Raw genomic sequence first — 14,003 nt, forward strand, 5'->3', positions numbered from 1 at the left:
CCGTTGTCATGGACGACGTGGACCGCGCGGCCCGTTCGGCGGATGGCAGCATCGATCCGAACATCGAGAGTCGTCGCGGCGTCTGAAGCCAAGACGCCATCCAGCATCGATGCGATCGCTTCGGAGTCGAGGCTGCCCCACTAGCCGGCGATGCTATCCAAGTCGACTTCACCAACGAGAGTGAACTCGTGGTTTGGCCAGACGGCGCAATTGATGAAATCCAATACCTGTTCAACGGCGAACCGGGCAAAGACAGAAGTTGGACCTTCAAGCACCGTTGATGACCGCAATTGGGTCGGTTAGCGGAATGGCAGGTTTTGAGCGGAAAGGCGTGGAAGCGGACCAATTGTCCTTATTGTCCCTCTTGTCCTCGGGGCAGCGCGTGCATAATACTCCTTGCCGCGCTGATCTGAAGTGGCGCGCGAGTGCGCCCAAACTGGCCGCAGATTGGCATTCCGAAGAGTGCTTTTTCAATCCACATGAAGGGACGTTTGGGGGAGCGTCTTTCTCGCATCGAGAAAAATCTCCATCATTTCAATATATTGCCTTGACTAGTTGGCTCCCCGAGTAGGATTCGAACCTACGGCCATTCGATTAACAGTCGAATGCTCTACCGCTGAGCTATCGGGGAGCAGCCCATAGGGCAGGGGTGCGCCTATATGAGCGCGATTCTGGATTGGCAAGCCCGTCCGGAGCAATTGTCGACGAAGCCCGGAATCAGGCGACGAATTGTTCGCTGACGATGCGCTCGTCGAGGCTGTGACCGGGGTCGAAGAGCAGCGTGAGCTCCTGCTCCCGCGCGATCTTCAGGCGCACTTCGGCGATATCGCGCACTTCCTTCTGGTCGGCCACCGCGGCGACTGGGCGCTTGTCGGGTTCGAGCACGCGGAACACCACGTCGGACTTGTCGGGCAGGATCGCCCCACGCCAGCGGCGCGGGCGGAACGGGCTGATCGGGGTCAGCGCCAGCAGGTTCGAGCCGAGCGGCAGGATCGGGCCGTTGGCGGAAAGGTTGTAGGCAGTCGACCCGGCGGGCGTCGCCAGCAGCACGCCGTCGCAGGCGAGTTCGGGGATGCGCGTCTTGCCGCTCACCTCGACCTCGATCTTTGCCGTCTGGCGAGTTTCGCGCAGCAGCGAGACTTCGTTGATCGCATTGTGCTCGTGCCGCGCGCCGTCCTGGGTGATCGCCGTCATGTGCAGCGGGGTGACCGAGAGGCGCCTAGCCTTGGCCAGCTTGTCGGCCAGGTTGGTGTTCTGGCGATAGCGATTCATCAGGAAGCCGACGGTGCCGAGGTTGATGCCGTAGGCCGGGACAACCCGTCCCTCGTCGAGCATCTGGTGGAGGATCTGCAGCATGAAGCCGTCGCCGCCGAGCACGACGACCGCATCGGCTTCGCCCAGCGGTGCCCAGTCGAACGTGTCGGCGAGATGTCGCGCCGCCTCCTGCGCCGGTTCGGCAGGCGAAGCGACCATCGCCAGGCGCGCAAATTCGTTCTTCTCGCCCATTGGCGGCCTGCTCCTTGCTTCCCGGTGGTGCTTACCTATGGGCGGGCGTCCCGATTTGCAACGCGCGCGCGAGCGAGGCAGACTTGGGCGGCGCAATCGGCAAGGACGGGAGGATGACAGCCCTGGCACAGATTTCCGATCGCCGCATGCGTGTCGACCGCCGCACGAAAGGCGGGCGTCACGTCGAAGAGATCGAGACCGCCCTCAAGGAGGGGCGCGTAGGGATACTCTTCCAACCGCAGTTCTCTTGTGCAGACGGCAGCCTTGTCGGGGCCGAGGCGCTGTCGCGCTGGCACCACCCGCAACTCGGCCAGATCGGCATCGATTCGCTGTTCGACAGCGCCATGCGTGCCGGGCAGGCGGCACGGCTGACGCGGCACATCGCCGAACGCGCGCTGGCCATGGCGGCGGGCTGGCCGGACAACCTGCGCCTGTCGCTCAACATCACGGCGATGGATCTCGCCGAAGAGGATTTCTCCGCAACGATCCTCGCGGCTGTGAAGAGTGCCGGCTTCGATCCGACCCGGCTCATGCTCGAAATCACCGAGCAGGCGCTTGTCTCGGACATCGACCTTGGCGCGCAGCGGCTCGCCGTGCTGGCCGATGCGGGAATCCGTATCGCGCTCGACGATTTCGGCGCGGGCTTCTGCAACTTCCGCTACCTCAAGCGCCTCCCGCTCCATGCCATCAAACTCGACCGCAGCATGATCGAGGGCGTGACCGAGGACCAGCGGGACCTCGCGGTGCTGCGCGGCATCGTCGCGCTCGCCGATGCCCTTGGCCTGTCGGTTACCGCGGAGGGTGTAGAGACCGAAGCGCAGCGCTTCATTGCAGCCCGCGAAGGATGCAGCGTGTGGCAGGGCTTTCTTGGTTCCGGACCCATGCCTTCAAGCGAGTTCGCGAGGTTGGCCGGCGCCTGAGCCGGCATCCGCGCATTACGCCGGACTGGGTCGCGCCGGTCCTTCTTCGAGCCGCGCCAGGCGTTCTTCCACGGTTCCGAGCAGGGCCTGCATGCTTTCCTTCTCGTGCGCGCGCTTGCGCGACGTCCTCAGCGCTTCGGCGAGAGGCTCGGTGACGAGGGCAAAGCTCTCGATCTCTTGCGAGTTGTAGCGGTTCTGGTCGCTTCGCGGCCCGGCCAGCAGCCATCCCACCGGCCCGTCCTCGTCTTCAAGCGGCAGCGCGATCGGGAAGCTCCCGTCGGTTTCGGGATGCTGGCCGGCTGCCGCCAGCGCGTCGGGATCGGCTATATCTCGCGAGGCCAGCACCACCTGTCCGCGCGGGGTGTCGACGAGGATGGCAGCCGAACCGCAGTGCGTCGCCGAGGCAATCGACGACAGGGCTCGCTGGCCGATCTCCTCGGGAGCTTCGGACGTGCGCCAGACCGCGAGCCGGTCGACCAGCTTGCGTGCCTGGTTGAGCTCGCGGTCCAGTCGCCGGGTGGCCCATTTCTGCGCCAGCGCCTGCGTCGGGGCAAAGATTCCGGCGGCGAGCAATGCCCCGGCGGCGGTGCCGAGCAGTTCGCTGTCGTCGCCGAATGCTTCCTCGACCAGCGTCTTCACCATATCCATTCCGAGCGCCCAGAGGACGCCGACGGCAAGCGTGATCGCCGCGGCAATTGCGGAGCGGCTGATGACGCGGTCGGCTTCCCACAAGCGGAAGCGGATAAGCGAAACCAGCAATCCTGCGGCGATGGCGATGTACCCAAAGTTGAACAACAGGACCAAGCCCATCCCGTAGAACGGGTAATTCGGATCGACCGGCGAAAGCAGCGGAAAGGTGATGTAGACCGTCGCGAGGAACGCGAGGCCGGTGGCGAAGCCGTAGGCCGCCCACTTGATCTGCTGCCGTTCGAGCCCGCCCTTGTATTGGCGGTAGCGATAGATTTGCGACAGCAGCAGCACGCCGGGCAGGACGTAGCCGATCACCGCTGACAGTAACTCGGGCACCTCGCGGATCGCCTGCGGTATCGCCAGCAGCGGGACCACAATGAGCAACCAGCGCATGAACTTCGGTACGAACCGGCCGTCCGGGAAGGTGGCGATGCCGAGAATCAGCATCGTCCAGGCAACTGCCGAAATCGCTTCGAGTGGACGGCCGAGGCCGCTGGCGACCCACAGTTGCAGCGGTGGATCGATCACTCCGGCGTAAAGCAGGAAGCTGAAGGAGAACAGCAGCGCCACCGGATCGCGCGGACGGCGCATGTACAAAAGGACGCCGCTGGCAATGAGCGTCAGGCAGGTCAGTAGCGACGTCGTGAGCCGCACGGCGAAGCGCGTGCCGCGGCTCACCGGCGAAGCCTTGTCGAGCGAGGCGCGGTAGGAATCGGATGTGGGTATCACGAGGTCCTGCCGCACGCCGTCGGGGCTCTCGACGCTAAGCGATACCGGCATGCCCACCGGGCGCCGCAAGCGTTCCGACAGCGTCCAGAAGCGCGTCTCGTGCGCGATGGGCTGGCCATCGATCGCGATGATGTAGGATTGCGGCGCCACTTCGGCGGAAAGCCCCTCGGCATCCGTCATCGACTGCACGGAGACTGTCCCGTCCTGTTCGAGCCGTGTCGTCAGGCCGGCGCGGGCGAAGGGCACGTCGTAGTAAAAGGCATCGCGAAATGCGAAGGCGGAACCGGCGATCGTCCAGAGTATGGCGAAGGTGAGGGCTAGGAACCAAACGGGGCGCAGCCATCTGTTCCAGCGGTCACTGACGGCTGGCAGGCGTCCAGGCAGGAATTGCGACCCCGCCTCCTTGGTCATGCCTCAAGTTATATTGCGATTATTCTCGACCGCATAATGTTTTATAGTTGCTGTTCCGCAGCCGCTGGCGATGCTTTCGATTCGGCGCGCGAGCGGTGAACCAGCATGCGATGGCCGGCCCCGGGCCGCCGCCGAATGCATTTCGTCGGGTTTAAGTTCCACTTCGCAGATTGGATTACACCCGTCGTCAAACTGAGCTTTGACTGGGAGCCGTAATAGGCTTGTCTGCCATAGGGACGCTGCAACTGGTGCTCACTTGGGGAGGTGCAGTCGAATGAAGGATACGATAGCCATCATCGGTTCTCCCGCCGGTGAGGCAATCTCCGACCCCGGTCCCTCGCTCGAACAAGGGGCCTTCATCATCCTTTGTCTCGGGTTCGCCAAGGATGGCGATCCGCAGAGTATTGCCGCTCTGAAGCAGGAATTCTGCGATTGCCCGCTGGTCTTCCGCTATGTCGAAGCCAGCGGGGCGTTCGATCTCGTGCTCGAGGTCGCTGCCATAAATGCCTCTTCGTACTATCGCTGGCTTCTCTCGATCACGAGGCCCTATCCCGGACTGATCGTGAAAGAGGAAACCTCGTTCAGCGACGAGCCGCTCCGCGACCTCTCGCCGGACGTGGTGGTGTGGGTGCCCGAAGGGCAGGGCAAAGTGGGACTGCGGCGAAACGCGATCGACCGCATCGTGGCCGAGGGCGATTACGTCCGCATCCATGCCGAAGGCGATAGCTGGCAGGTGCACGCCACGCTGCAATCCTATTCCGACCTCTTGGGCGAACACGGCTTTGCCCGGGTCCACCGTTCGAAGCTCGTTCGCGTCGGGGCGATCCGCCGACTCAAGCGGATAGAACGCCGCTGGTTCGTCGAACTGTGCGATGGAAGCCGTGAACGGGTCGCTCGCGACCGGGTCGCAGCCCTCAAGGCCGCCCTGGAGACCAATTCGCCGAACGAGGATTCCGCTTCATCGTTCCGATAGTCGTCGACGGAGCGACATCTGCCGCTCGGCGAAACAAACATGCGCCCAAATTCTATTGAGGTAACTTTCTATCCTGCAAGGCACACTGGAGGACTGAAAAGTGCTCAAGCGAAATTTCCTGACCGCCCTCGTGCCGGTCATTGCCGCGACGATATCCGCACCCACGCTGGCCGGTGAATCCCTCACCGTCGTCGAGAAAAGCAGGAAGGCCGAGGTTCGCGCCGTGGTCATGGTTCCGACGGCGGAATTCGATCTGCAGACCCGCGCCGGCGAGAAGGCCCTGATGAATCGCGTTCGCGATGCTGCGGATACCGCCTGCGACAGCGCCCTGGGCGTGGCGGCTCATCCCAACGACAAGTTCAACTGCTGGGCCGCAGCGATGCGCGATGCGACAGGACAAGTCGACGACCTCGTCGAGCGCACGCGTCTCGCAGCGGCCGGCAACGCGCCGATCCTGGCAAGCAATATCTCGGTGCGCATCGCGCGCTGACCTGAGTTCGGGCCTTTTTTTCACGGCCCGGTCCCGGCCGGTCCCCTCGCTTCGGGAGAGGGGACCGGCTTTTTCGTTCAGGCGGCCTGGGTGACCTTCTTGCCCGCGCGCTTGACGATCCCGCTCAAGCCCTTGGTCAACTGGAACAGGCCGTTGAGGCGGCTCTGCGGGTCGCCCCACGCGCGGTTGATGACAAGCTTCATGTCGGGGCGCAGCTTGGCAGTGCCCTGCAGCCGATCGACGTAAGCCAGCAGGCCCACGGGATCGGGGAAGTCGTCCTTGTAGAAGCTCACAAGCGTGCCGCGCGCGCCGACGTCGATCTTGGCGATGTTGGCGGCGATGGCCTGGTGCTTGATTTCGATGAGCTTCACGAGGTTGGCGGTAGCGGCCGGGAGCGGGCCGAAGCGGTCGATCATCTCGGCGGCGAGGCCTTCGAGTTCGCCCGGCTCGGCATCGTTGAGGCGGCGATAGAGCGCCATGCGCACGGCGAGGTCGGGGACGTAGTCCTCGGGGATCATGATCGGCGCATCGACGGTGATCTGCGGTGACAGGCCGCTGCGATCCTCGGCCAGCCCCATGTCGCCGGCCTTGGCGGCGAGAATCGCGTCCTCGAGCATCGACTGGTACAGCTCGAATCCGACCTCGCGGATATGGCCCGACTGCTCGTCGCCGAGCAGGTTGCCCGCCCCGCGAATGTCGAGGTCGTGGCTGGCGAGCTGGAAGCCCGCGCCGAGGCTGTCGAGGTCGCCGAGCACCTTGAGGCGCTTCTCCGCCACTTCGGAAAGCTGCCGGTCGGCAGGGGTGGTCAGGTAGGCGTAGGCGCGCAGCTTGGCCCGTCCGACACGTCCGCGCAGCTGGTAGAGCTGGGCGAGGCCGAAGCGCTCGGCGCGGTGGATGATGATGGTGTTGGCGCTGGGAAGGTCGAGCCCGCTCTCGACGATGGTGGTCGAAAGCAGCACTTCGTACTTCTTCTCGTAGAACGCGCTCATCCGCTGCTCGATCTCGCCCGCGCCCATCTGGCCGTGTGCGGAGATGAAGCGGATTTCGGGCACGTTCTCGTGCAGCCAGTCCTCGACTTTGGCCATGTCGGCGATGCGCGGGACGACAATGAAGCTCTGCCCGCCGCGGTGGTGTTCGCGCAGCAGGGCCTCGCGCATCACCATATCGTCCCATTCCATCACGTAGGTGCGAACCGCAAGGCGGTCCACGGGCGGGGTCTGGATGGTCGAGAGTTCGCGCAGGCCGCTCATCGCCATCTGCAAAGTACGCGGGATCGGCGTGGCGGTGAGTGTGAGGACGTGGACGTCGGCGCGAAGCTGCTTGAGCTTTTCCTTGTGGTTGACGCCGAAGCGCTGCTCCTCGTCGACGATGACGAGGCCGAGGCGCTTGAACTCGGTCGATTTGGACAGGATAGCGTGAGTGCCGATGACGACGTCCATCGTCCCGTCGGCCAGCGCCTCGCGCGTGGACTTCATCTCGGCGGCGGGGACGAGGCGGCTGAGGCGCCCGACGCGCAGCGGGAAGCCGCCGAAGCGCTCGGTGAAGTTCTGGTAGTGCTGGCGCGCGAGCAGGGTGGTCGGGGCAACGACCGCGACCTGCTGCCCGCTCATCGCCGCGACGAAGGCGGCGCGCAGGGCAACCTCGGTCTTGCCGAACCCGACGTCGCCGCAGACGAGGCGGTCCATCGGCCTGCCTTCGCCGAGATCCTTGAGCACGTCGTCGATGGCGCGGTCCTGGTCGTCGGTTTCCTCCCACGGGAAGCGGTCGACGAACTGGTTGTAGCTGGCCTCTTCGGGCTCGATGACAGTGGCCTTGCGCAAGGCGCGGGCGGCGGCGGTCCTGAGAAGCTCGGCGGCAATGGCGCGGATCCGCTCCTTGAGCCGGGCCTTGCGCTTCTGCCAGCCTTCGCCGCCGAGCCGGTCGAGCGGGACGGCCTCCTCGGACGAGCCGTAGCGGCTGAGCACCTCGAGGTTCTCGACCGGGATGTAGAGCTTGTCGCCCCCTGCGTACTCCACCATCACGCAATCGTGCTGGCTCTGCCCGACTGCGATCGGTTCGAGCCCGAGGTACTTGCCGATGCCGTGCTCCATGTGAACCACGAGGTCGCCGCGGTTCAGCGCCTGCAGTTCGGCGAGGAAGGCGTCGGCGTCCTTGCGTTTCCGCCGCCGCCGAACGAGACGGTCGCCGAGCAAGTCCTGTTCCGTGAACAGATCGAGCGCTTCATTCGCAAATCCGGTGTCCAGCGGCAGGACCATCGCCACCGGGCCCCTGGCGCCGAGGCCGAGTGCCTCCTGCCAGGTATCGGCCAGCGCGACCTTTGCCCCGGCTTCCTCGAGGATCGAGACGATGCGGCTGCGCGAACCCTTCGAATAGGCGGCGAACAGCGGCTTGCGGCCCGCCTTTGCGACGGCGTCGAGGTGCTTTGCGGCGGCCTGGTAGACGTTCTCCCCTCGCGAGCGCTCGGGTGTGAAATCACGCGCCGACCTGAAGTAGAAGTCGATCGCCCCGGCGCTGTCCGGCTGGGCGAAGATATCGGCCTTGTGCACCGGCCACGCAGCCATCGCGCGGTCGAATTCGTCGTGCGACAGGTAGAGTGCGTCCTCGGCGAGAGGGCGGTAGCTTCCCGCTGCCTGCCCACCGGATTCGCTGCGCTGGCGGTGGTAGTCGGAGATGTCGCCGAACCGCTCCTCGGCCGCGCCCATCGCCGCGCTGTCGACGACGACGATGTCGCCTTGGGCAAGGTGGTCGAACAGCGTCGCCAGCTTCTCCTCGAACAGCGGCAACCAGTGCTCCATCCCGGCGAGGCGGCGTCCGTCGCTGACGGCCTGGTAGAGCGGGTCCTGCGTCGCCGTGGCCCCGAACAGTTCGCGGTAGCGGGTGCGGAACCGCTTTATGCTTTCCTCGCCAAGCAGGGCCTCGCTCGCCGGCAGCAGCAGGTGGCTGTCGATCACCTCGGTCGTGCGCTGGGTGTCGGGATCGAACAGGCGCAGGCTTTCCAGCTCGTCGCCGAAGAAGTCGAGCCGCAGGCCCGCTTCGAGCCCCGAAGGGTGGATGTCGAAGATCGAGCCTCGCACGGCGAATTCGCCACTGTCGATGACCGTGTCGGTGCGGGTGTAGCCCTGCCGCTGCAGCAGAGCGGCGAGGCTCTCATGCCCGATGCTGACGCCGGGCTTCAACTCACGGACGGACTCGCGCACGCGGAACGGCGTGAGCACACGCTGGGTCAGCGCATTGACCGTGGTGACAAGCAGCTGCTTGCCGCGCTCGCCGGCCTGAAGTCGGTGCAGCGCCGAGAGCCGCCGCGCCGAGACCGTCAATGCCGGGCTTGCGCGGTCGTAGGGCAGGCAGTCCCACGCCGGGAACTCGAGCACCTCAAGCTCGGGAGCGAACCAGCGAGCAGCATCGGCCACCGCCTGCATCGCCGCCTCGTCGGGCGCGACGAAGACCGCGCGTCCGGTCGATGCGCGAGCGAGGTCGGCCATGACCAGCGGCTGAGCACCCCGCGCCAACGATGCTAGAGTCAGCGGGGAACGTGCGGAGAGGATACGCGAAATGTCAGGCATTTACTCGCCGGTCTTGCAAACGGGGCACGCACGAAAACCCGCCGACGCAGTCTGGAAGGGCGGCGCCGGCGAGCCTTTTGCAGCTGCGCCATGGAGGTCTCGGCGCAATTTGCAAAGTCTATATGGAGACGAAATCCAGCTTTTTGAGGGCTGTTAGCTGCTCGCCGTCGTATTTTGACGGTGCATCGGCCGAACCCATTGCCCAGGCGAGAATCTTTACGTCGTCCTCTTCGAGCAGGTGCTCGAACCAGGTCAATTCGGCCTCGCCCCATTCGGCGTGGTAGCGGTCGTAGAAACCGCCGATAGTGAAGTCGGCTTCGCGCGTTCCGCGATGCCAGGCGCGAAATTTGGCGCGGGCGAGGCGGGTCCTGAATTCGTCGGCCATGCCAGCCGGATAGTCTTCGTCGCCCTGCGCGGCAATGCGGTCATCGCTTTCGAACTGTGCCGGCTGGTAGCTCAGGCGACGGGATCGGTTCGGCAGGAAGCGTTCCCGCACCTGCATCTTGGCGCGCCAGGCCAGTTCCCTGAGCCAATAGCGTTCCTGCAAATCGGCTATCTGGTCGTCCTTCTGTTGCCTGCGGCCTCGCTCATAGAAGAACATCCCGGCGAAGAGCAGGACAAGGAGGACGAAGATCGGCCAGATACCGAGCAATGGGGCGAGGTTCTCAATGTGCATCAGCACCCCCAACAGGAGTTTCCGGTCCCCTCCCACGTGGCGAACCGGGAAGCGTTGAGGATTGCCACTTTATGGTCAATTCCTCGAAGATGGTGTGCATTATTTTTGGCGATTCGGGTAAGTCGCGCGCCCCATACTTTATCGAAATGATACACAAGTCTAAGCCAGCCGGATGCGACCTGACCGGCTCAACCCGCTGTTTGCAGAGACCGAAAGCCTCGAAGGCGTCGGGCCAAAGCTCAGGAAGCCGCTCGACAAGCTCGGCCTGACGCGGGTTCGCGACGTTCTGTACCACCTGCCGGAACGCTTCGTGACGCGTCATGCGGTCGAGGATCTCGACCAGGCAGGCGAGGGCGAGCAGATCGTCATCGCGTTGACCCCGGTCGAACATCGCGCCTCGCGCAACAATCGTGGGCCCTATCGGGTGCTGGCGCAGGACGCGAAGGGCAACGTCTGTGCGCTGACCTACTTCGGGCGTTCCAGCTACACCGCGAAGAAGACCCTTCCGATAGGGGAGAAGCGCTGGATCGCCGGGCGGCTCGACCGCTACGGCGACATGCTGCAGATCGTCCATCCCGACCACGTTGCGGAAACCAGCGCGGGGCTCACCGGCAAGCTGGTCGAGCCGGTCTATCGCCTCGCCGAAGGGTTGACCCAGCCCAAGGTCGCAGGGCTGGCGGCGCAGGCGCTGGCCCGCGCCCCCGAGATGCCCGAATGGATCGACCCCGGCGTGTTCGACACGCAGGGCTGGCCCGGCTGGCGCGACGCACTGGTGCTGGCGCACCGGGGCGAACACGCGGGCGCCCGCGACCGGCTGGCCTACGACGAACTGCTCGCCAATGCGCTTGCGCTGTTGTTGGTGCGGGCGGACAACCGCCGCCGCAGGGGCCAGCCGCTGCAGGGCGACGGACGGCGGCGCCGCAAGCTCGACCTGCCGTTCCCGCTGACCGGGGCGCAGAAGCGCTCGATTTCCGAAATCGAGGGGGACCTTGCCCAGGAAGCGCCGATGCTGCGGCTGCTGCAGGGCGATGTCGGCTCGGGCAAGACTGTGGTCGCGCTCGAAGCGATGCTGGTCGCAGTCGAGGCCGGGGCGCAGGCAGCCTTGCTGGCGCCGACCGAGATCCTCGCCCGCCAGCACTTCGAGACATTGCGCCGCATGGCCAAGCCGACCGGCGTCGAAATCGCGCTGCTGACCGGGCGCGACAAGGGCAGGGCGCGCGAATCCATTTTGATGGGGCTGCTCGACGGCAGCATCGACATCGTCGTCGGCACCCATGCGATCTTCCAGGACGCGGTGAGCTACCGGAATCTCGGGCTGGTGGTGATCGACGAGCAGCACCGTTTCGGCGTCTCGCAGCGGTTGCAGCTGGCGCAGAAGGGCCGCCGCGCGCCGCACACGCTGGCGATGACCGCCACCCCGATCCCGCGCACGCTGACACTGGCGCAATACGGCGAGATGGACGTCAGTCGCCTCGACGAGATGCCGCCGGGACGGCAGGCAATCGATACCGTCGTCGTCTCGCAGGAGCGGCTGCCAGAGGTCGTCGACCGGTTGGCAAAGCAGCTCGATGCCGGAGCGCAGGCCTATTGGGTCTGCCCCATGGTTCGCGACAACGAGACCGACGACATCGCCGCCGCCGAGGCGCGCTATACCGCGCTGAAAGCACGCTTCGGAGATGACGTGGTGATGGTCCACGGCCAGCTCAGACCCGAGCTGAAGGATGCTGCGATGGAGCGCTTCGCCGATGGCGAGGCGAAGCTGCTCGTCGCCACCACGGTGATCGAGGTTGGCGTGGATGTCCCCAACGCCACGCTGATGGTCATCGAACAGGCCGAGCGCTTCGGGCTCGCCCAGTTGCACCAGTTGCGCGGCCGCGTGGGGCGGGGAGACAAGAAGAGCGTGTGCCTGCTGCTGCGCGGCGATGCCCTGAGCGAGACCGGCAAGCAGCGCCTCGCCCTGATGCGAGAAACTCAGGACGGCTTCCGCCTCGCCGAGGAAGACCTGCAACTTCGCGGCGGCGGCGAACTGCTCGGCACCCGGCAGAGCGGTGAGGAAGGCTTTCGCGTTGCCGACCTCGAACAAACCCAGCGCATGGCGCAGATGGCACAGGACGACGCCCGCCTCCTGCTCGAACGAGATGGCGGGCTGACCGGTGAACGCGGCGAGGCGGCGCGACTCCTGCTCTACCTGTTCGAGCGCGACTGGGGCGTGCAACTGCTCAGAGGCGGTTAGCGACAGCTCCCGGGCGCCCGTCTGCCCCCGCGCGATTAGGGTAAATGCCGATTACTTGCGCCGGAGACTGCGCCGATAATCATCTGGTCGAGAAGGAGCGACACAGCAGGAACGCTCTGCCCGGACCAGCCGTCAAGAACTGCCCGTCCCGGCTTTGCGAACCTTCCAAACTCCTTCGGCAGGATGCGTCCGCTCCTCGCACGAAGGCGACCATGACCAGATGGAACGGAGGTATGCAGATGCTTAACAGACGAACAGCCATGCAAGCCAAGAGGCTTCTTCTCCTCCCAGCCCTCGCGCTGGGACTCTCCCTGTCGACACCGGCGCAGGCGGATGTGAAGCAGATCGACGGCAATCTCTGGGTGAAGTCGAGCACCGCGGAGAAGCAGGCCTACCTGATCGGCCTATCGAACACCCTCTCGGTCTACAACGAGGTCCAGCGCCGCAAGGGCGCGGTCGATGAATCGTCGCCGCTGACCAGGTACCTGCGAGCCACCGACGCCACCACGATCAGGTCCATCCAGGATGTCCTCGACCGTTGGTACAAGGACAATCCCTCACGGATGAATACGCCAGTCCTGGGCGTCATCTGGATGGGCCTCGTCCAGCGTAGTCGCTAAACTAACGAAGGGAACCATGACCATGAGAAATCACAAGAAGATATTCCTCTCCTGTGCTCTCCTGCTCGCCCTTGCGGCTTGTGCGGAAACCAAGGGAGCGGTCGTCGGAGCAGGCATCGGCGCAGTTGCCGGGGATGCCGGCAAGGGGGCCGCGGTCGGCGCATCGGTCGGCGCCGTCGTCGACATCATCGACTAGCCGCAGAGGCCCGGGAAGACGTCCGCCGCGCATTGAGTGCGCGGCGGACACTTCCGTAGCCATGTGAGTGTGGCGCCCGTCTCGCTCAGGATTCACCCTTAGCGCAAGACTATCCAGAAGCGTGCGAATCCGCGCGATACGGCAGGCGCTGTCCCTGGCGCTTGCGACGTGCCAAGGGATACACGCGACAGGAGGAGGCCGCGAATGGGTGAACTGACGGGCAAGCGGGCGATCGTGACCGGGGGAACGCGCGGCATCGGCTTCGCCACGGTCGTCGAGCTGTCTCGGGCCGGGGCTGACGTCCATTTCACTGGCACCTCGGAAGCGAACGTCGCTGCCGCCGCGGCCCGGCTCGACGGTGTTGCCGCCACCGGCCACGCTTTCGACGTGCGCGATTTGGTCGCCATGGAAGGCCTGCTCGCCGGAGGATGCGACGTCCTCGTCAACAACGCGGCCGTCGCGGAGCCGATGCAGCGCCTGCACGAAGCCGATGCGAATGCCTTGCGGACGATGTTCGAGATCAACTTGCTCGCGGCGGTCGAATGGGCCCGCCATGCTGCAATGCTTATGGCCGGAAGCGGCGGCGGCACGATCGTCAGCATCAGTTCGGGCGCGGCGCGTTTCGCAGTGCCCAACATGGTGCCCTACTGCATTTCCAAGGCAGGGATCTCGATGGCTAGCCGCGGCCTCCACGTCGAACTGGCCGACAAGGGCGTGCGCGTGTTCTGCTTCGAACCCGGCATCGTCGATACCGACATGCAGACCTCGGCGCGCGAGAGCCGCCTGTTCGAGGAAATCCTCCCCACCGACCGCTCGCTTCTCGCCCGCCCCGAAGCGCCCGCGCGCGCGATCCGCTGGCTCTGCTCGCACGGCGCGGAGGATTTCGCCGGGCGCGACCTGAGCATCGGGGAAGAGGATTTCCAGCGGGCGATGGAGGCGGAACCCCTGGCCGATTGAATCGGACGCAGGGCAATCCTTGCCGCACGCTGGGCGAGG

Annotated in this window: 11 protein-coding genes and 1 tRNA gene; 7 read left to right on the forward strand and 5 right to left on the reverse strand. The window is 65.2% G+C overall.

Annotated features, from left to right (window positions below; genetic code table 11):
- Nucleotides 1–556: 556 nt before the first annotated feature.
- Nucleotides 557–631: transfer RNA gene (locus tag GRI89_RS17520), tRNA-Asn, on the reverse strand.
- A gap of 86 nt (nt 632–717) precedes the next feature.
- Nucleotides 718–1,506, reverse strand: coding sequence for an NAD kinase (locus GRI89_RS17525; protein ID WP_159798350.1), 789 nt, complete (start codon nt 1,504–1,506; stop codon nt 718–720).
- A gap of 113 nt (nt 1,507–1,619) precedes the next feature.
- Between GRI89_RS17525 and GRI89_RS17530 the strand changes: the two genes are divergently transcribed.
- The gene (locus GRI89_RS17530) at nt 1,620–2,426 is read left to right on the forward strand and encodes an EAL domain-containing protein (RefSeq protein ID WP_159798352.1); all 807 of its coding nucleotides are present in this window, start codon (nt 1,620–1,622) and stop codon (nt 2,424–2,426) included.
- Between the two features lie 15 nt (nt 2,427–2,441).
- Here the strand turns inward: GRI89_RS17530 and GRI89_RS17535 are convergent, their stop codons facing one another.
- Nucleotides 2,442–4,256: a PDZ domain-containing protein gene (locus GRI89_RS17535; RefSeq protein ID WP_159798354.1), complete on the reverse strand. Its 1,815-nt coding sequence runs from the start codon at nt 4,254–4,256 to the stop codon at nt 2,442–2,444.
- A 274-nt stretch (nt 4,257–4,530) separates the two neighbouring features.
- Between GRI89_RS17535 and GRI89_RS17540 the strand changes: the two genes are divergently transcribed.
- Nucleotides 4,531–5,229 carry a LytTR family DNA-binding domain-containing protein gene (locus GRI89_RS17540; protein WP_159798356.1) on the forward strand — a complete coding sequence of 233 codons (699 nt, stop codon included), beginning with the start codon at nt 4,531–4,533 and terminating at the stop codon, nt 5,227–5,229.
- Between the two features lie 100 nt (nt 5,230–5,329).
- The gene (locus GRI89_RS17545; protein WP_159798358.1) at nt 5,330–5,719 is read left to right on the forward strand and encodes a UrcA family protein; all 390 of its coding nucleotides are present in this window, start codon (nt 5,330–5,332) and stop codon (nt 5,717–5,719) included.
- Nucleotides 5,720–5,796: 77 nt separating this feature from the next.
- Here the strand turns inward: GRI89_RS17545 and mfd are convergent, their stop codons facing one another.
- Both mfd and GRI89_RS17555 read right to left on the reverse strand, forming a co-directional pair.
- Nucleotides 5,797–9,282 carry a transcription-repair coupling factor gene (gene mfd, locus GRI89_RS17550; protein ID WP_159798360.1) on the reverse strand — a complete coding sequence of 1,162 codons (3,486 nt, stop codon included), beginning with the start codon at nt 9,280–9,282 and terminating at the stop codon, nt 5,797–5,799.
- Between the two features lie 118 nt (nt 9,283–9,400).
- Nucleotides 9,401–9,667 (reverse strand): FAD assembly factor SdhE, encoded by a 267-nt coding sequence (locus GRI89_RS17555; protein WP_159798434.1) that lies wholly within the window; start codon nt 9,665–9,667, stop codon nt 9,401–9,403.
- Nucleotides 9,668–10,130: 463 nt separating this feature from the next.
- Here GRI89_RS17555 and recG point away from each other — a divergent pair, with 463 nt between their 5' ends.
- From recG to GRI89_RS17570, 4 genes are all read left to right on the forward strand, one after another.
- The gene (gene recG, locus GRI89_RS17560; protein WP_159798362.1) at nt 10,131–12,191 is read left to right on the forward strand and encodes an ATP-dependent DNA helicase RecG; all 2,061 of its coding nucleotides are present in this window, start codon (nt 10,131–10,133) and stop codon (nt 12,189–12,191) included.
- Between the two features lie 260 nt (nt 12,192–12,451).
- The gene (locus GRI89_RS17565) at nt 12,452–12,811 is read left to right on the forward strand and encodes a hypothetical protein (RefSeq protein WP_159798364.1); all 360 of its coding nucleotides are present in this window, start codon (nt 12,452–12,454) and stop codon (nt 12,809–12,811) included.
- A gap of 22 nt (nt 12,812–12,833) precedes the next feature.
- On the forward strand, nt 12,834–13,007 hold the full coding sequence (locus GRI89_RS17865; protein ID WP_201290975.1) for a hypothetical protein: 174 nt from the start codon (nt 12,834–12,836) through the stop codon (nt 13,005–13,007).
- Between the two features lie 204 nt (nt 13,008–13,211).
- Nucleotides 13,212–13,964, forward strand: coding sequence for an SDR family NAD(P)-dependent oxidoreductase (locus GRI89_RS17570; protein WP_159798366.1), 753 nt, complete (start codon nt 13,212–13,214; stop codon nt 13,962–13,964).
- Nucleotides 13,965–14,003 lie beyond the last annotated feature (39 nt).

Source organism: Croceibacterium salegens (assembly GCF_009827435.1).
GTDB classification, from domain to species: Bacteria; Pseudomonadota; Alphaproteobacteria; order Sphingomonadales; family Sphingomonadaceae; genus Croceibacterium_B; species Croceibacterium_B salegens.